Origin of the sequence: Faecalibacter macacae (genome assembly GCF_003687725.1) — a bacterium.
GTDB lineage: Bacteria > Bacteroidota > Bacteroidia > Flavobacteriales > Weeksellaceae > Empedobacter > Empedobacter macacae.
In genome coordinates this window covers 53,145-71,473 of sequence record NZ_RDOJ01000007.1, presented here as the reverse complement: position 1 = coordinate 71,473, position 18,329 = coordinate 53,145, and the positions used below count along the sequence as shown (strand labels likewise).

19 protein-coding genes and 2 tRNA genes are annotated in these 18,329 nt (G+C 32.3%); 12 read left to right on the top strand and 9 right to left on the bottom strand.

The annotated features are described in order from the left end of the window. Nucleotides 1–12: 12 nt before the first annotated feature. Together EAH69_RS06800 and EAH69_RS06795 are read right to left on the bottom strand one after the other, a co-directional pair. The gene (locus EAH69_RS06800) at nt 13–1,584 is read right to left on the bottom strand and encodes an Rne/Rng family ribonuclease (RefSeq protein WP_121934438.1); all 1,572 of its coding nucleotides are present in this window, start codon (nt 1,582–1,584) and stop codon (nt 13–15) included. A 221-nt stretch (nt 1,585–1,805) separates the two neighbouring features. Beyond that, on the bottom strand, nt 1,806–2,102 hold the full coding sequence (locus EAH69_RS06795; RefSeq protein ID WP_121934437.1) for an HU family DNA-binding protein: 297 nt from the start codon (nt 2,100–2,102) through the stop codon (nt 1,806–1,808). Nucleotides 2,103–2,186: 84 nt separating this feature from the next. Here EAH69_RS06795 and mutY point away from each other — a divergent pair, with 84 nt between their 5' ends. The 6 genes from mutY (at nt 2,187) to EAH69_RS06765 (ending at nt 5,989) form a co-directional block, all read left to right on the top strand. Next, nucleotides 2,187–3,227: an A/G-specific adenine glycosylase gene (gene mutY / locus EAH69_RS06790; RefSeq protein ID WP_121934436.1), complete on the top strand. Its 1,041-nt coding sequence runs from the start codon at nt 2,187–2,189 to the stop codon at nt 3,225–3,227. A 41-nt stretch (nt 3,228–3,268) separates the two neighbouring features. Further along, the gene (locus EAH69_RS06785; RefSeq protein WP_121934435.1) at nt 3,269–3,706 is read left to right on the top strand and encodes a single-stranded DNA-binding protein; all 438 of its coding nucleotides are present in this window, start codon (nt 3,269–3,271) and stop codon (nt 3,704–3,706) included. 25 nt (nt 3,707–3,731) lie between these two features. Further along, complete coding sequence (gene gldD, locus EAH69_RS06780; RefSeq protein WP_121934434.1) at nt 3,732–4,337, top strand: gliding motility lipoprotein GldD; 606 nt, start codon at nt 3,732–3,734, stop codon at nt 4,335–4,337. Between the two features lie 71 nt (nt 4,338–4,408). After that, nucleotides 4,409–5,719: an RIP metalloprotease RseP gene (gene rseP / locus EAH69_RS06775; RefSeq protein WP_121934433.1), complete on the top strand. Its 1,311-nt coding sequence runs from the start codon at nt 4,409–4,411 to the stop codon at nt 5,717–5,719. A gap of 67 nt (nt 5,720–5,786) precedes the next feature. Further along, a tRNA-Asn gene (locus tag EAH69_RS06770) sits at nt 5,787–5,860 on the top strand. Nucleotides 5,861–5,915: 55 nt separating this feature from the next. Next, nucleotides 5,916–5,989: transfer RNA gene (locus tag EAH69_RS06765), tRNA-Asn, on the top strand. A 51-nt stretch (nt 5,990–6,040) separates the two neighbouring features. Here EAH69_RS06765 and meaB read toward each other — a convergent pair. The 5 genes from meaB to EAH69_RS06740 all read right to left on the bottom strand — a co-directional run bounded on the left by meaB (nt 6,041) and on the right by EAH69_RS06740 (nt 10,441). Next, the gene (meaB, locus tag EAH69_RS06760) at nt 6,041–6,991 is read right to left on the bottom strand and encodes a methylmalonyl Co-A mutase-associated GTPase MeaB (protein ID WP_121934432.1); all 951 of its coding nucleotides are present in this window, start codon (nt 6,989–6,991) and stop codon (nt 6,041–6,043) included. A 67-nt stretch (nt 6,992–7,058) separates the two neighbouring features. Further along, nucleotides 7,059–7,787 carry a helix-turn-helix domain-containing protein gene (locus EAH69_RS06755; protein ID WP_147439104.1) on the bottom strand — a complete coding sequence of 243 codons (729 nt, stop codon included), beginning with the start codon at nt 7,785–7,787 and terminating at the stop codon, nt 7,059–7,061. A 150-nt stretch (nt 7,788–7,937) separates the two neighbouring features. Further along, nucleotides 7,938–8,102 carry a FeoB-associated Cys-rich membrane protein gene (locus EAH69_RS06750; protein WP_121934430.1) on the bottom strand — a complete coding sequence of 55 codons (165 nt, stop codon included), beginning with the start codon at nt 8,100–8,102 and terminating at the stop codon, nt 7,938–7,940. Nucleotides 8,103–8,108: 6 nt separating this feature from the next. Continuing rightward, nucleotides 8,109–10,208 (bottom strand): ferrous iron transport protein B, encoded by a 2,100-nt coding sequence (gene feoB / locus EAH69_RS06745; protein WP_121934429.1) that lies wholly within the window; start codon nt 10,206–10,208, stop codon nt 8,109–8,111. Then, the gene (locus tag EAH69_RS06740) at nt 10,208–10,441 is read right to left on the bottom strand and encodes a FeoA family protein (protein WP_121934428.1); all 234 of its coding nucleotides are present in this window, start codon (nt 10,439–10,441) and stop codon (nt 10,208–10,210) included. The genes feoB and EAH69_RS06740 overlap by 1 nt, the downstream gene beginning before the upstream one ends. A gap of 177 nt (nt 10,442–10,618) precedes the next feature. On the opposite strand from EAH69_RS06740, the gene rplU reads away from it, so the two are divergent. After that, nucleotides 10,619–10,924: a 50S ribosomal protein L21 gene (gene rplU / locus EAH69_RS06735; RefSeq protein ID WP_121934427.1), complete on the top strand. Its 306-nt coding sequence runs from the start codon at nt 10,619–10,621 to the stop codon at nt 10,922–10,924. 48 nt (nt 10,925–10,972) lie between these two features. Further along, nucleotides 10,973–11,230, top strand: coding sequence for a 50S ribosomal protein L27 (rpmA, locus tag EAH69_RS06730; protein WP_121934426.1), 258 nt, complete (start codon nt 10,973–10,975; stop codon nt 11,228–11,230). A 190-nt stretch (nt 11,231–11,420) separates the two neighbouring features. On the opposite strand, the gene thiL is transcribed toward rpmA, so the two are convergent. Continuing rightward, on the bottom strand, nt 11,421–12,485 hold the full coding sequence (gene thiL, locus EAH69_RS06725) for a thiamine-phosphate kinase (protein ID WP_121934425.1): 1,065 nt from the start codon (nt 12,483–12,485) through the stop codon (nt 11,421–11,423). A gap of 249 nt (nt 12,486–12,734) precedes the next feature. On the opposite strand from thiL, the gene EAH69_RS06720 reads away from it, so the two are divergent. Next, nucleotides 12,735–13,565: a universal stress protein gene (locus EAH69_RS06720; RefSeq protein WP_121934424.1), complete on the top strand. Its 831-nt coding sequence runs from the start codon at nt 12,735–12,737 to the stop codon at nt 13,563–13,565. Between the two features lie 64 nt (nt 13,566–13,629). Here EAH69_RS06720 and EAH69_RS06715 read toward each other — a convergent pair whose 3' ends face one another. Next, nucleotides 13,630–14,061: a DUF6646 family protein gene (locus EAH69_RS06715; protein ID WP_121934423.1), complete on the bottom strand. Its 432-nt coding sequence runs from the start codon at nt 14,059–14,061 to the stop codon at nt 13,630–13,632. 96 nt (nt 14,062–14,157) lie between these two features. On the opposite strand from EAH69_RS06715, the gene EAH69_RS06710 reads away from it, so the two are divergent. From EAH69_RS06710 to EAH69_RS06700, 3 genes are all read left to right on the top strand, one after another. Continuing rightward, entirely contained in the window at nt 14,158–15,366 is a 1,209-nt protein-coding gene (locus tag EAH69_RS06710; RefSeq protein ID WP_121934422.1) for a BaiN/RdsA family NAD(P)/FAD-dependent oxidoreductase, read from the top strand. 149 nt (nt 15,367–15,515) lie between these two features. Next, entirely contained in the window at nt 15,516–16,748 is a 1,233-nt protein-coding gene (locus tag EAH69_RS06705) for an OmpP1/FadL family transporter (RefSeq protein WP_121934421.1), read from the top strand. A gap of 11 nt (nt 16,749–16,759) precedes the next feature. Next, nucleotides 16,760–18,319, top strand: a complete 1,560-nt coding sequence (locus tag EAH69_RS06700; protein WP_121934420.1) for an SGNH/GDSL hydrolase family protein — start codon at nt 16,760–16,762, stop codon at nt 18,317–18,319. Nucleotides 18,320–18,329: the final 10 nt, after the last annotated feature.

Here is an 18,329-nt window from a genome sequence, read left to right as displayed (position 1 = left end):
GAGTGGCTTTTATTAATTTGATTCGTTGTAAAGTGTGTTATGATTCTTATCCAAGAAGTTGAATTGTAAATATTTATACGCATCTCTTGGTACAATCTTAATCCACTTTTTGTGTTTCAATAACCATTTCATCTGAATGCTTGGTAATCCATGTTTTAAGTACGCCGCAACAAATGGGTGTACATGTAAAGACATCTTACTTAAATCTTTGTCCTTACGTTCAAGGATATTCAAGAGCACTTGTTCAATCTTGTCAATTGTAACGATCGGTGCCTCAACTTCATTCGATTCCTGGTTTGGATTTTCTTCTGTTGTAACAAAGTTAATTTCTGGTCTTACTCTTTGTCTTGTGATTTGAATTAATCCAAATTTACTTGGAGGCAAAATCTTATGTTTTGCTTTGTCTTTAGCCATTTCAGCTCTCAAATGTTCGAACAACTCTTTCTTGTGTTCAGCATCTGTCATATCAATAAAATCCACAACAACAATTCCACCCATATCACGCAATTTTAATTGACGTGCAATTTCAGAAGCAGCAATTTTATTTACTGCGAAGGCAGATTCTTCTTGATTTTTAGAATTTCTTGAGATATTTCCAGAGTTTACATCAATTACGTGTAATGCTTCTGTGTGTTCAATCACCAAATAAGCACCTTTCGATTGCGGGATTGTAACCGTTTTTCCGAAAGCTTGTTTAATTTGACGTTCTACATTAAACTTCTCAAAAATTGGAACATAAGGGTCGTCATATTCCTTTACTAAACTGATTTTTTCAGGAGCAATAACCTCTAAATACTCGCGCATTTCCTCAGCTAATTGTTCATCATCTACAGAGATTTTAATAAACTCGTCATTAAAATTATCTCTTAAGATAGAAGAAGCACGATCCATCTCACTTAAAATCTTACTAGGAGCTTGTTTTTTCTGTAGATTCTTAAAGATCTGAGTCCATTTGTTGATTAAATAATTTAAATCAGCTTGTAACTCATCTACATTTTTACTTTCTGCAACTGTACGGATAATGATTCCGAATCCTTCTGGAGCTAATCCTTCTAAAATATTAGTAAGACGTTCTCTTTCTGGCTTAGATTTAATTTTTTGAGAGATTGATACTCTGTTAGAAAATGGTACAAGTACCAAATATCTACCAGCGATAGATATTTCAGATGTAATTCTTGGTCCTTTCGTATGGATTGGTTCTTTCGTAATCTGAACCAAAACAGAGTCACCAGAAGCAAAAATTTCAGAAATTAATCCGTCTTTTTCAATTGGTTCCTCCATACGGAAGTTTTTCAGTTTATCTGTTTTATACGTTCCGTTTACAACAGTTTTAGCAAATGTGTTTGAAGAACGTATTTGTGGACCTAAATCATGATAATGTAAAAAGGCATCTTTTGAATACCCAATATCTACAAATGTTGCATTTAGGCTAGGCGCTAATTTTTTGATTTTTCCCAAGTAAATGTCACCAACAGCAAATCCATCGTTTGTGGAATCTTGATGAAATTCCATTAAACGACCTTCGTCAAGTACTGCTATGCGTACTTGTTCGGCTTGTGCTGAAATAACTAGTTCTTTGCTCATCAAAAATTAACAAAATTTATCTTTAAAAAATGATAAAAGCACTTTCCAAAACCTGAGTTGAAAAGTGCTATCTTAAAAAAGATTAAAATATTAAACAGTTACCTGTCTATTATTTTTTCTTTTTGTGTCTGTTAAGACGACGACGTTTCTTTCTTTTGTGCGTCGCTACCTTATGTCTTTTACGTTTTTTTCCGCTTGGCATGATACAATTATTTTACTTGTTATTTTACTACGTTTGCTTCGCTAGACTTTACATCTTCGATGAAAGTTTTTGCTGGTTTGAAAGTAGGTACGTTATGAGCAGGGATGATGATAGAAGTTCCTTTAGTGATATTTCTACCTGTTTTTTCAGCTCTCGTTTTAATAGTAAAAGATCCAAAACCTCTTAAGTAAACATTTTCACCATTAACTAATGATTTGATCACCTCATCCATAAACGATTCTACTACTCTTTGAGTGTCGCTCTTTTCAAGTCCTAACTTACCTGAAATGTTATTTACTATTTCTGCCTTTGTCATAATTCCTTTTCTTATTCTTAAATTTGAAAGCGGGTGCAAATATAACTATTACATCTTAACAAAAAAAGCATTTTAGCAGATTTTATGAAATTCAACTACCTGATTTTGTCATGGTTTGACAAAAATAAGAGAGAATTACCTTGGCGCAATACTCTAAATCCGTTCCATATTTGGTTATCAGAAATTATCTTACAACAAACAAGGGTTGAGCAAGGTAAGAATTTTTATCTTAATTTCATAACAGAATTTGATACAGTTAAAGACCTTGCAAATGCTGATGAACAAAAGGTTTTGAAGTTATGGCAAGGGTTAGGTTATTATTCTCGTGCAAGAAATTTGCATTTTACGGCTCAATTTGTTTCAAATGAGTTAAATGGAGTGTTTCCAGATTCTTTTAAAGAATTAAAAAAATTGAAGGGTATTGGCGATTACACAGCGGCTGCAATCGCTTCAATTGTGTATAAGGAGCCTGTGCCTGCAGTGGATGGAAATATGTTTCGTGTGTTTTCAAGATATTTTAATGTTGAAGATGATATTTCATTAGCAAAAACAAAAAAAGTTTTTTGGGATTTAGGTTTAGAAGTAATCGATGAAAAACGTCCTGGCGACTTCAATCAAGCTGTAATGGATTTAGGAGCTACAATTTGTTTGCCGAAGGCACCAAAATGTGAAATATGTCCTATAAACGAATCTTGCGAGGCTTTACGACTAAATAAAGTGCTTGATTTACCTATTAAAACGAAGAAAACAAAAGTAACAAACCGTTTTTTGCATTTTATTTTAGTTGAAAATGAAGGTAAAATTGGTTTAGTAAAACGTGAAGGAAATGATGTGTGGAGAAACCTTTTTACGCTGCCGATGATAGAAACTACTACAGATTTATTGGATAATGAGCTATTGATTAAGGAAAATATTCATTTGGATTTAGGTTTTATTTCGGAAGAAAAACACATTTTATCACACCAAAATTTATTCATAAAGTATTACCGTTATACAGCTGATGTGTCTAAAATAGAGCAATTGCGTAATGTATCTGATTTTGAATGGATAAATTTAAATGATATAGAAAATTGTCCACTTCCAAAACCTATTGAAAAATTTATAAATTATCATTTTTTAGATTAATTTTGTATATTAAAGCCACGAAATCAAAACCACGAAAAGCTATGAACGGTACTACTAACAAAGTTATCTTAATTGGAAATTTAGGAGATGACGTTAAATTACATCATTTTGATGAACAAAATTGTATAGGACGTTTCCCTATTGCAACAACAGAATCTTATATTTCTCGTACAGGAGAGCGTATTACAGAAACAGAATGGCACAATATTACAACACGTAATAAATTAGCGGAGTTGTGTGAGCGTTACTTAAAAAAAGGAGATAAAGTTTTTGTTGAAGGACGTATTAAAACACGTAAATGGGACGATAACGGACAAACACGTTATACAACTGAAATTGTTGCGAATTCTATTGAATTTTTAACACCAAAAACAGATTCTGATCAAAGACCAACAACCAATCAGCCAGAACAGGTAAATAAAGAAACAAATGTAGCTCCGACTCCAATGGATGAGGGTGAAGATGATTTACCATTCTAAAAGAATGAAGCAGAAATAAAGTAGAATGAATTATAATTTACTGAAGCGAAAGCTCGTAAACAAAACCTTATGTATAGTAGCATTATATATTAGTGCTATTTTTTTTATGTCTTGTTCGGATCAATCCGAAGTAGTAAAACCGCTTGGACAGGTAAGATTAGAATACCCAACAGCAAAATACGAGAAATTTAATCAAAATGCACCTTACACTTTTGATTATTCTAATTTTGGAGAAGTAAAACAAGGAAAACAACCAAATTGGTTTATAGTTTATTATCCAAAAATGAAAGCGAATATTTTCTTGACTTATTTTCCTGTAAGTTCTAAACAAGATTTAATAGTGAAGATTAAAGAAAGTGAAGCTTTTGTTCAGAAACAAACTGTAAAAGCTAGTTTTATCTCTCCTCAAATGTTTGAATTTCCAGAAAAACGCGTTTTTGGTACATTATATGAATTGGGAGGTGAGTCAGCTATTAACCTTCAATTTCATGCCACAGATAGTGTAAGTAATTTTATTTCTGGATCAGTTTATTTTTCAACTGAACCAAAAGCAGATTCTTTAGCTCCAGCTGTTGAGTACATCAAGAAAGATGTTCAACATTTGATTGAAACTTTAGCTTGGCGAAAATAAAAGTATTTGATTACTAAAAACGATTATTTTTGTAATCATTAAAATAAAAAGCAACTAATTTTTAAAATAATATGTTAGTACAAATCGGGCAGTTAATGCTCAGTTTAATGTTGTTAGTAATGTTACACGAATTAGGACATTTCGTAACAGCAAGATATTTTGGAGTTCGTGTAGAACGTTTCTTCGTTTTCTTTGATGTAAAATTTGCAATCTGGAAAAAGAAAATTGGTGATACTGTATACGGTATCGGTTGGTTACCTTTAGGTGGATATGTAAAGTTATCAGGTATGATTGACGAAAGCATGGATACTGAACAAATGAAGAGTGAACCACAACCATGGGAATTTAGAACAAAACCAGCTTGGCAACGATTAATTATTATGTTAGGTGGTATTATCGTTAATATCGTTTTAGCAATGATTATTTACTCTGCTTTGTTAATTGCTAATGGAGAACGTTATACTAAAGTAGATGGAATGAAATACGGTTTAGCTGTAGATTCGACTCAATTAGCTTTAGGTTTACATAATGGAGATATTCCTGTAGGTGTTAACGGGATTAAATATAATTCGTTAGAGCAAATTAATAAAGAAGCTTTATTAGGTGGAGAAACTTTACAAATAACACGTGCAGGAAAAGAGGTTTCTTTACCTATTACAGAAGATTTTAGAACTCAAATCTTAAACTATAAACAAGGTTTCTTTGCTCCTCAATTTACTTTTGAAGTTGATACAGTTTTATTAGATACGCCAGCTCATAAAGCAGGAATATTAAAAGATGATAAAATTATCGCAATTGATGGATTTACAACCCCATACTTCAACGATTTTTCTAAGAAAGTAGAGGAATACAAAGGAAAAATTGTTCCTTTTAGTGTTGAAAGAAATGGTCAGCCAGTTGAATTAATGGTAGCTATAGGTAAAGATGGTAAAATCGGGATTGGAAATAAATCTGCTTACATCGATTCATTAGAAGGTCGTAAAGAATATTCAATTGGTGAAGGTATCGCACAAGGAATCGTAAAACCATTTGACGCTATTGTTACACAAGTACGTGGTATTGGAACTTTATTCCAAGTAAAAGATGGTCGTAAACAAGTTGCAGGACCTATTGGTATGGTAAAACAAATGCCAACAGAATGGAACTGGTTATTCTTTTGGTCTTTCACAGCTATGATTTCTGCTTGGTTAGCATTCATTAATTTACTACCAATTCCAGGTTTAGATGGTGGACATGCTGTTTTTGCTATCTATGAAATGGTAACTGGAAAGGCTCCGAGTGAAAAAGTTTTAGAAAAAGCACAGATGGTCGGAATCTTCATAATCCTTGGTTTAATGGTATTTATCTTCGGAAACGACATAATAAATTTAATTTTCGGATAAATTTTTTAAAATATTTTTTGTGGGTGTAAAAAATCCTTTTATATTTGCACCCACAATTAAGCAACATTCCTCCTTAGCTCAGTTGGTTAGAGCATCTGACTGTTAATCAGAGGGTCCTTGGTTCGAGCCCAAGAGGAGGAGCTTTTTTAGTGAAACAAACCAAGTCAAACCAAGACTTTAAAATAATTTTGGATTTTCCTCCTTAGCTCAGTTGGTTAGAGCATCTGACTGTTAATCAGAGGGTCCTTGGTTCGAGCCCAAGAGGAGGAGCAATCATAAAGCAAAAGGCTATCAGTAATGATAGCCTTTTTTGTTTGTCTTTTATTTATTTTCTAACCATTCTTTTGCCATCTGAAATGCATTTGGAATCGAATCATTAAACGGTTTTTGCTTTAATTCTTCTTTTGTTTGTCGTTCTATCATTTCCAAAACATAAGTTTCGGCTTGTAGAAGCTGTTGTTTACGTCTATTTTGAAGATAATAATCATTTGTATGTATTTGATCGAAATAAGCGAGAACGTTTTCCCAAAGCTCTGTAATACCTTTTTCTTTTAATCCAGAGCCAAGAATTGTTTTACGTTTCCAATTAGAATCTTTTGTAGGTAAAAATTGTAAAGAACGAGCTAAATCAACTTTAGCATCTTTCACTAATTTTTCCTGAAACGAATCTACCTTATTAACAAATATAATATCAGCCATTTCCATAATACCACGTTTTATACCTTGTAAATCATCGCCAGATCCAGGTAACTGTAGAAATAGAAATAAATCTGAAATTTGGTTAACCAAAGTTTCAGATTGACCAACACCTACAGTTTCAATTAAAACGTGATCATAACCTGCAGCTTCGCACAATAACATAGCCTCATAAGTACGAGAAGTTATTCCGCCTAAACTTCCGTTAGATGCACTTGGTCGGATATATGCTAATTCGTTTTTGGCTAATTCTTCCATTCTTGTTTTATCACCCAAAATACTTCCTTTAGATAAGCTGCTACTTGGATCGATGGCAAGAATTGCAACCTTCAAACCTTGATTGGTTAAGTAGGTACCTAGTGATTCGATAAATGTACTTTTACCGACTCCTGGGATTCCAGTAATTGCAATACGTTTAGAGTTTGTAGACGGCGGGAATGCTTTTATGATTTCTTGTGCAGCTTCAAGATGTTCTAATCTTGTACTTTCAGCTAAAGTAATAGCACGACTTAAAGCGAATCGGTTTCCGTCTTTTATATCTTGAATAAGTTGTTTGGTGTTTATTTGTTTTGCCATTTTGTGGTATTCGAATATCTAAATATAAAGAAAAAACTACTTCCGAAATCGAAAGTAGCTTTTATAATTATTCTGTTATTTTTTCTTTTTTTGATTTTTTCAAAGCTTTTATATATTCGGAAGGCGATTGGCCAACATATTGTGTGAAAAGCGTTGAGAATGAACTGTGCGAATTAAAACCAAAATCGCTTGCTAAATAACTTACTTTGGTGTTTAATACTTTATCGTTCGTATTTAATTGCTCGATTAAATGATGAATTCTTAACTCGTTTAAATACTGATTGAAGTTTTTATTTTTATAGCTCTTGATAATCTCGCTTAAATATTTGGTATTTGTATCAAATTTATTTGCTAAATTATTTAGATTAACATCTTTCTTTAAAAAGTCTTTTGATTTCTCAAAAGCTTCTAATTTTTTTAATAAAACCTTTTCTGTTTTAGATGAAATATTGATAGTTAATTTAGGCTGAACTTCTTCTGTATCAGTAGGAATTTCTTCGTTGGTTTTCTTTGCTTTCTTAGGTTCTTTTTTAGGAAGTTCAGTTGGTTTGATGATTTCCTTAATTTCTTCAAGTTGAATTTTCTCAACTTTTTTATCAATAATGATTTCTAAATCTTCTTTTGTAGAAGTTTCAGTATCTTTCTCAGGAATAATAGTTGTTTGCTTGTCCTCGATAAAAGGTTGTGTGTGATTACTTATCTCATTGTCTTTCTTTTTGATAGTTAGAAAGTAGACGCTTATCGCTAAAACAAGAACAAGAATTATGATGGCAATAATAAGTATAGAGTTTTCCATAAGTAATTGTAATAAAATTTTAATTTTCAAGTATTTGTAAAATCCATAACAATGATAATGAATGAATTAGACTGTGAAATATCAGAAATTAAAAATAGGGATTATTTATAAAAAATAAAAGCTAAAGATGTTAAAACCTTTAGCTTTCTATTATTTTATCTTATTCTTTATAGAGTTGGAAGAGCATCCACAGCTTGATCCGCAGCTTCCGTCGTCTTTTTTCTTGAATGTATTTTTAATCATTCCGAAAATATACCAAACAGCAAATCCTACTAAGAAAGCTATAAAAGCATATTGAATATAGATATTATCCATTTTGTATTATTTTAATATTTGATAAGCTATAAATGCAACTGCGTAAGCTAAACCAGTCATAAAACCTGTTTGGATTAAAGTCCATTTCCAAGAATCCGTTTCACGTTTTACGATGGCAATTGTACTCATACATTGCATTGCAAATGCGTAGAACAATAATAATGAAATACCAGATGCAAATGTGTAAGCAGCAACACCAGTGTTACGGTTAATTTCTGCACGCATACGATCTAATAACTTTCCTTTTTGTTCGTCTTCTTCGATATCAACTTCTCCTAAGCTGTAAACTGTAGACATTGTTCCTACAAAAACTTCACGTGCTGCAAAAGAAGAAATTAATCCGATTCCCATCTTCCAATCATATCCTAATGGTGTAAATACGGGTTCGATAACAGAACCAATTGTTCCTAAATATGAATGTTCTAATTTATATGAAGCAATTTCGTTTTGTAAATCTTCGTCAGACATCCTTGGATTGTGAGCAGTTACAATTTCTTCTGCATTATTAAATTGTTCTCCAGGTCCGAAAGAACCTAAAACCCATAAAATAATAGAAATTGAGAAGATGATTTTTCCGGCACCAACTAAGAATCCTAATGTTTTTTCCCAAACGTTAATCGCAACGTTTTTCCAATCAGGTAATTTATATGTTGGTAATTCTAAAATTAATAAACTTTTGTGCTTTGCTTTAATAACGATGTTAAGGATTACTGCACTTAATAAAGCTCCTGCAACTCCTAATACATACATTAAGAATAAGGCTAAACCTTGTAAGTTTAATCCGTACCATTCTTCGTCTGGTATAACTAAAGCAATAATAACGATGTAAATTGGTAAACGCGCAGCACATGTCATAAACGGAGTAACTAAAATAGTTAACATACGTTCTTTTGCATTTTCGATATTACGAGCTGACATAACAGCTGGTACGGCACAAGCTACACCTGAGATTAATGGAACTACTGATTTTCCACTTAATCCGAATGGTTTTAACCATCTGTCCATTAAATAAACCACACGACTCATGTATCCCGTTTCTTCCATTAAAGAAATGAAAAGGAATAAAATTGCAATTTGTGGTACGAAAATTACGATACCTCCAATACCAGGAATGATTGCTTCTGTGATGATATCTGCAAGTGGACCGGCAGGAATAGTACTTGTTGTAAATTCTTGTAAGCTTCCAAATAATCCGTCAATCCAATCCATTAATGGTCCTGACCAAGTGTAAACAGCTTGGAACATTAAAAGTAAAATCGCTAAGAAAATAACGTATCCTAAAATTGGATGCATTAAAATGCTATCTAATTTTTCAGTAAAGGTTCTTTCTTGTTTATGATTGTATTGAACAACTTCACTTAATATTTGATCTAAATGTTTATTACGATCTACAGTTTCTTTAACCTGAACACGTCTTTCAACAGTTTTATGTTTCTTTTTAAGTGTATTTAAATTTTCGCTTTGTTCGGCTGTTAAGAAATTAATATTCTTTTGACCTAAATATAACCAAGCTAAATAATCTGAAGAAAGGTTAAATGCTGCTTTTACATCAGCAACGGCACCTTCATACAAAGAACCAGCGTTAAATTTTGTATGATTTTGAACTGGTTGATATTCGAAGTTTGAAATTAATTCATCTAAACCTTCACCATTACGAGCGTTAGTTAAGATGACCTTAGTTTCTAATAATTGTTCTAATTTTTTGATATCGATAGAAAGACCTTTAGCTTCAATTTCGTCTTTCATGTTAATAACAAAAATTGCAGGAACGCCTAAATCTTTAACTTGAAAGTAAAGTAAAATAGAACGTTTTAGGTTACTTGGTTCAGCAACAACAACTGCTAAGTTTGGGTATTCTTTATTTTGTTTATTCCCAAGTGTTTGGAAAACAATTTCTTCGTCTAACGAATTAGGGAAAATAGAATATGTTCCTGGTAAATCGATAATGTGATATTTTTTACCATTTTTTTCTACGTTACCTTCTCTTTTCTCGACAGTAACACCAGCGTAGTTACCAACTTTTTGACGAAGACCGGTTAATTTATTAAATAGAGATGTTTTTCCTACATTCGGATTCCCGACAAGTGTAATGATAGTTGAACTCATTATTTCTTTTCAATCAAAATTTGACTTGCTTCAGCTTTACGAATAGCTAAAAGCGACTTATTACTCATTATACTGATACAAATTGGACCTCCAAATGGAGCTTTATTCTTAACTTGTAACTCAGTTCCTGGGGTAAACCCCATTTCATATAACTTAGCAGGAACATCTTCAGAAGTGAATCCGCTGATGGTTGCTAAATCTCCTACCTTTAAGTCTTTTAATGTTTTACTCATTATTTCTTTTTCGTTAAAAACACTGATTTGACAAAGTTATTTAATTTTTATTTAATCTAAATACAATAAATATCATAATTCACAATCTTTTAGCATAAAAATCAATAAGTTCGGGTTGGATATTGAAAAAAAGATTATATCTTTGCACTCAATTTTATATCAAATAAATTTTAATTTATGTACGCAATTGTAGAAATAGCAGGGCTTCAATACAAAATTGAACAAGACCAACAATTGTTTGTTAACCGTTTAGCTGGTGAAGCAGGTGACGAAGTAAAATTCGACCGTGTTTTATTAACTGACAATGGAACAATCACAATCGGCGCCCCAGTTATAGATGGAGTTACAGTAGTAGCTAAAATCGTTGAGCACGTTAAAGGTGACAAAGTAATCGTTTTCAAAAAGAAAAGAAGAAAAGGATACCAAAAATCAAACGGGCACCGTCAACAATTCACTAAAATTGAAGTTGTTTCAATCGGATAAGATTGAGTAACTTTTTAATTTAATTATTAACTTTAAAAGTAAAACGAAATGGCACATAAGAAAGGGGTCGGAAGTTCGAAGAATGGTCGTGAATCAGAATCGAAACGTTTAGGAGTTAAAATTTTTGGTGGACAAGCAGCTATCGCTGGTAACATTATTGTTCGTCAAAGAGGTACTCAACACCATCCAGGTGATAATGTAGGAATCGGTAAAGATCACACATTATTCGCTTTAGTAGACGGTAAAGTTGTTTTCACTAAAAAACGTAACAACAGATCTTACGTTTCAGTTGAACCATTAGCTTAATTATTAGCTAATATCAATTGGTGTAAGACTAACAATATTAAAAGCTCATCTACATGTAGATGAGCTTTTTTTGTACCTTCTATTTTACTTGAAATAAAAAAGCATCCAATTAAAATTAAATGCTTTATATAGGTGATCTTAATTCGTTAATTTGAAAATTGGCTAATTAACTAATTTGCACATTATCGAATTAATCTTCAGATTCTTCTTCTCCAGTTCCCCAACCTTGGGCTGTTAAAGGAATCATTTGTTCGCTTCCTTTTGTAATTAAATAATTCTCAGCTCCAGTTGCAGTAGCGTGTCCAATTACAGTTAAGTAAGGATTTGCTTTTATCTTTTCGAAATCTTCTTGTTTGATAGTGAATAATAATTCAAAATCTTCACCACCACTTAAAGCACAAGTAATAGGATTGATCTGAAATTCTTCAGCAGTACGAATTACAGCTGGATCTAAAGGTATTTTTTCTTCATATATATTAAATCCGATATTATTTTCTTTAGATAAGTGAATAACTTCTGAAGATAATCCATCAGAAACATCAATCATTGCAGTTGGAACAATTTCCATTTCAGCTAATAACTTAACGATATCTAAACGTGCTTCTGGTTTTAACTGACGTTCTACTAAGTAAGAATATTGTTCTAAATCTGGTTGATTATCAGGATTTACTTTAGTAACTTGAGCTTCACGTTCTAAAACTTGTAAACCTAAGAAAGCTGCTCCTAAATCTCCAGATAATACTAATAAATCATTTTCTTTAACATCACCTTTACGATACGAAATTTTCTCTGCTTTAGCAGATCCTAAAGCGGTCATGTTTATTACTAATCCATTTACAGAAGAAGTGGTATCTCCACCAACGATATCAATTTCGTATTTATCACACGCGTATTTCATACCATTGTAAATCTCATCAACAGCTTCTAAAGTGAAACGATTAGATAAAGCTAAAGAAACTAAGATTTGTTTCGGGATTGCATTCATTGCTAAAATATCGCTAATCGCAGTTACAACAGCTTTGTAACCTAAGTGGCGTAAAGGCATGTAAGACCAGCTGAAATTTACACCTTCTACTAGCATATCTGTAGAAACAACAGTTTTTTCGTTACCGTAATCTAATACAGCGGCATCGTCACCGATACCTTTTATAGAAGTTTCTAAACGAATTGGGAATCCTTCTTTAATTTGTTCAATTAAACCAAACTCTCCGATTTCGCTTAAACTTGTTTTTGAAACTTTTTTATCTTCTAACATTCTTTATTATGTATTAAATAATGAAGTGGTTATATTTTAGTGTATTATGAAATATGTGTCTAAAAAAATAACTTTTTTCCTTCAAAAAATTTATTATAAATATTTAGTGCAAAGTTAAGGTTTTCAAACGAATCATTTTTGATAGTTTTTTGTCATTAAAAATAATGTATTAAAGGAAAATAAATTTTGAACCTTGATGAAGTTCTACAATATTTACGTAAATTTAATACAATACAAAATGACTATGTTATGAGAAAGATATTATTTCCAACAGATTTTTCAGAAACAGCAAACAATGCTTTATTATATGCTTTAAGTTTGGCTGAAAGTCAAGATGCAATCGTATATGTGTTGCACGTTTACGAATTACCAGTGATTAATGGTGGATTAAGTGCCGGATTAATTCAGAGTGTATATGATTCTGTAAAATTAGGTCAGTTTGATAATTTTAAAGATAACATTCCACAATTACGTAAAATTGCAGAGGATAATGGTTTAGGGCATATTAACATGAAATTTATCTTAGAAGAAGGGAATTTCTTATATATAATGCGCGAAACGATTACGGAAGAAAATATAGATTTCGTGGTAATGGGGACAACAGGTAATACAGGTTTAGAGAAGTTGATTTTCGGATCTAATACCATCAATGCAATTACTTCTTTAAAGGTTCCGATTTTAAGCATACCAAATCATATCCAATTTAAAGGAATTAAAACCTTAGGTTTTACCACTATTTTTGAAGAAAAGGATAAAGATGCATTGTATTATTTGTGTGAAGTTGCGATGAGGCATAATGCTCAAATTCAATGTTTACATGTTACAAAAGATGGTAAATACAATGAAAAAGCATTAGCTGATTGGAAAGAAGAGTTTAAAGATGAACCAGTTAGTTTTGTTGTTGAAACAAATTCTGAACCAGCTGAACAAGTGTTGAAATTTATCGAAGAAAAAGATATTGATGTATTAACAGTGGTAAGCAGAAACAAAGGGTTCTTTGATAAATTATTTTCACCAGGATTTACAAAGAAAATAGCTTCAAAGAATAAAGTTCCATTGTTTGTTTTTCATGAGAAGTAAAAAATATATTCAATAAAAAAGGAGACAAATTTTTTGTCTCCTTTTTTATTGAATATTGTTTCTATTATAGATTAATGAAAACACCTAAAGATCCTCTTGATCCTGCTTCTATATAAGCACCGATATTATCACTGAATAAGTATCTGAAACCTAAGTGAGCACCTAATCCAATACCACTATTAAATCCGATATCTAAACCTGGGTATAAATCCATGTTTGATGGCATGTTTAACATCTCTCCTAAGTGAAAATTTGCACGACCAAAAATGTAAAAATCATCATGGTCCTCTTTTCCACCAAAATAGAATTCACCACCACCACCTACAGAGATGATGTCTGAAATTCCATAATCATAAATTGCTGATAATCCAGTTCCATATCCCCATGGAACAAGTCCTAATGATACTTTTTGATCTCCACTTCCTGTATATGCCTGTGCGTTAGCAAAGTTGAAAGAAAGTAAAGTAAGTACGGCTGTAAATAATAATTTTTTCATAGTTATAGTATAACGTGAAATCCCTGCGACAATTATTGTGCCTAACTATAAAATTGTGTTAAAATTTGATTTAAAATATTCGTTTAACTTTGTTGCGTGGGAAAAATAGCGATAATAGGAGGTGGTGCAGCAGGATATTTTCTAGCGGCTAACTTAGGAAAAGAGCTTGGGAAAGATACTGTAATCTTTGAACAAGCCCAAATGCCTTTGCAGAAAGTTCGTATTTCTGGAGGAGGAAGATGTAATGTAACACATGCATGTTTTGATCCTTTAGATTTAGTAGAATTTTATCCTAGAGGAAAAAAAGAGTTATTAAGTGTATTTTATCAATTTCAACCAGGAGATACGATGGCGTGGTATGACGATCGTGGAGTAGAATTGAAAATAGAAGATGATAACCGTATTTTTCCAGTTTCTAATAGTTCGATGTCTATTATCGAATGTTTATTGAAGGAAGTTGAGAAAAATAAAGTTCGAGTTAATTTTTCTGACGGAGTAAAATCAATTAATAAAGTTGAGGATGGTTTCGAAATAGAAACAGCTTCAGGTATTCATCGTTTTGAAAATGTTGTTGTAACAACTGGGAGTACGCCTAAATTTTGGAAAATAATTAAAAATCTTGGTCATAAAATTATCTCACCTGTTCCGTCATTATTTACATTTAATTGTAAAGATCCACGAATCGAAGGTTTGATGGGAATTTCATTTGATCAAGTTGATGTGAAAATTAAATCAGAAAAATTAGAATCTGAAGGCCCTTTATTAATTACGCACTGGGGATTTAGTGGGCCTGGAATTTTACGATTATCAGCTTGGGGAGCATTAGCTTTAAATGAAAGAGGATATAAATTTGACGCAGAGATCAATTTTATTCAACAATCAAAAGAAGATGTGATAGAGCTATTGAATTCAAAAAAGAATCAAGATGCGAAAAAATCGATCTATAAATATAATCCATTCGACTTCCCAAAACGATTTTGGGTAAGTATACTTCAATATTGCAAAATCAATGAAAATTTGGTTTTCGCAGATTTATCAAAAAAACAGATTGAACAAATAGCTAAAGAGTTAACGGCAGCTGAGTATTCTATAAATGGTAAAAGTACATTTAAAGATGAATTCGTTACCGCAGGTGGAGTTGACTTAAAAGAAGTTAATTTCCAAACGATGGAATCTAAACTTGTCTCAAATTTATTTTTTGCTGGAGAAGTGTTAAATATAGATGCTATTACTGGAGGTTTTAACTTTCAAGCATGTTGGTCTGAAGCTTATATTATTTCAAATAAATTAAAAGAAATTTATTAAATAGTGTAGTTTTTACGCTTTAATGAATTAATATTAAACTGCTTATTTAAAAATACATAGTAAATTTTACTATGTAAACATAACATTATAAATAAAAAATTATATTTTTGTTAATAAACAATTAACAAAAAAACTATCAAAAAAAGAATATGAAGAAAATTTTCTTAACATTAGCCTTGGCTGCATTATCTTCTTCAGCATTTGCTGGTGGATATCGTGTAGCTTTACAAGGTGTGCGACAAGCAGCATTAGGAGGAAACTCTACTACTTTGGCAAGAGATGCAAGTGTGGCGTTTTATAACCCTGCAGGATTAGCGTTTGTAGATGCAAAATTAAGTATAGCAGCTGGTGTTTTTGGAGTAAAATCTGAAGCAAAATGGCAAGATCCTCAAACATTAAACAAAGCGGTTACAGATAACGGATTATCTACTCCTATTTATTTAGCAGTTAGTTATAAGCCTACAGATGATTTAGCGGTTGGATTAAGTGTTACAACTCCATTTGGAAGTTCTTTAACATGGCCTAACGATTGGGAAAACCGTTCTAATATCACAGAGATTGAATTACAAGCTTTTAATGTACAACCAACAGTAGCGTATAAATTTACAGAATGGTTTAGTGTTGGAGCAGGATTTATTTATACACATGGATCTGCTACAATGAAAAAAGTTCAAACTGTAGCTGGTAATGATATTGGATTAGAGTTAGAAGATGATGATGCGCACGGTTTAGGATTTAACATTGGTACAATGTTTAGACCAACTGAAAAGTGGAATGTAGCATTAGCATACCGCTCTAATGTAGATGCAAAAGCAAATTACGGTACAGTTACTTGGAATAATGTTCCATCAGGTTTATCAACAAATCCAACTTTCCAAACTTCACAATGGAGTACTGTATTGCCATTACCTTCAGAATTTGTAGTAGGAACTTCTTATAAAGTTACTCCAAAATTAGAGTTATTCGGTGAGGTTTCTTGGCAAAACTGGACACGCTATAAAGATTTATCGATCATTTTACAAAATCCAGAAACAGGATATCAACAAGAATCAGTATCAGTTAAAAATTGGAAAGACAATACAATTTTCCGTATCGGAGCTGAGTATACATTCAATGATATGATTCAAGGGCGTATTGGATATTACCATGACGAATCACCAGTTCCAAGCCAATATTGGTCTTCTGAAACTCCAAGTACTGACAATAATGCATTTACTGCAGGTTTAGGGTTTAGTTTCAAAAACGGATTTATGTTAGATTTATATGGAGCATTTGTAAATGGTCAAGAGCGTTATATTCATAATGTAGATCAAGATTTTAGAGGTGATGTAAAATTAAAAGCTTTTAACTTCGGATTAGGATTAGCGTATAACATCAAATAAACTACAGGATTATGAAAATATTAAACAAAATATTATTAGCGGCTTTAGCTATAACTTTATTTAGTTGTGATGATGATTTTGAAAATCCTGTTGAGGATTTTGTTGTAACATCAGGATCAGCTGACTTTTCTAAATATGTTGCATTAGGTAACTCGTTAACATCTGGTTACACAGATAATGCATTATTTATTTCAGGACAAACAAATTCTTACCCAAATATTTTAGCAGGTTTAATGAAACCAGCTGGAGGTGGAGAATTTAAAACTCCATTCATGCAAGATGAAATTGGTGGATTTTTAAACTTAGGAATTAGAGGTAAACTTACTCTTAGACTTGATCGAGAAACTATGAGTTTAACTCCAAAGGATACAATAGCATTAACTTCGTTAGATAATATTTCTGCTGCAGGTCCATACCAAAACATGGGTGTTCCAGGTGCTAAATCGTACCATTTAGTTGCTCCAGGATATGGAAATCCAGCTGGGGTAGCACAAGGTTTAGCTAATCCTTACTTTGCTCGTTTTGCTTCTTCTGCTTCAACATCAGTAGTTGCTGATGCAGTTGCTCAGAATCCTACTTTCTTTTCTTTATGGATAGGAAATAACGATGTTTTAGGATATGCTGTATCTGGAGGAGTTGGTGTTGATCAAGTAGGGAATACTAATCCATCTACTTACGGATCTAATGATATTTCGGATGTTAATGTAGTAAAAGGAGCAATTAATGGAGCTTTACAAGCTTTAACAGCAAATGGAGCTAAAGGTGTTATAGCTAATATCCCTTCAGTGACATCTGTACCATATTTTACAACTGTTCCTCACGCACCACTTTCACCGGTAAATCCATCTTTCGGCCCAATGATTCCTACATTAAATGCAACATTTGCAGGGTTAAATCAAGTGTTTGATGCATTAGGTGTGCCGGAACGTAAAATCTCTTTCTCTCAATCGGCTGCTAGTCCAGTTGTTATTAAGGATAAAGATTTACCAAACTTACAAGCTCAAATTACAGCAGCTTTAACACCAGCTTTAGGTGCAGCACAAGCAACTTTATTTGGGATGACTTATGGTCAGGCTCGTCAAGCGACAGCTAAAGATTTATTAGTATTAAAATCATCAAATTATATTGGTAAAGTTGATACTTCTAGAGTTCAAGCTTTAATGCAAATGGGATTATCTCAAGAGCAAGCTGGTCAATTATCATTTGCAGGTATTACTTATCCTTTAGAAGATGAGTGGGTATTGTCTGAAAAAGAAGTTGCTAAAGCGGAAGCTGCGGTTGCTAAATATAATGCTGCAATTTTTGAATTATCAAGAAATTACAATATTGCAATTGTAGATGTATACTCTCAGATGGCTAAATTATCATCAGTACAAGGTATTAAATACTATGGTAACACATATACAACAACATTTGTTTCGGGAGGAGCATTCTCTCTAGACGGGATTCACTTAACAGGTACAGGTTATGCAATTGTTGCAAATATGTTCTCTGATGCAATTAATGCAAAATATGGTTCTACATTAAGACACGTATTCCCAGGTCAATATCCTGGAATCAAGATTCCTTAATTAAAATCTA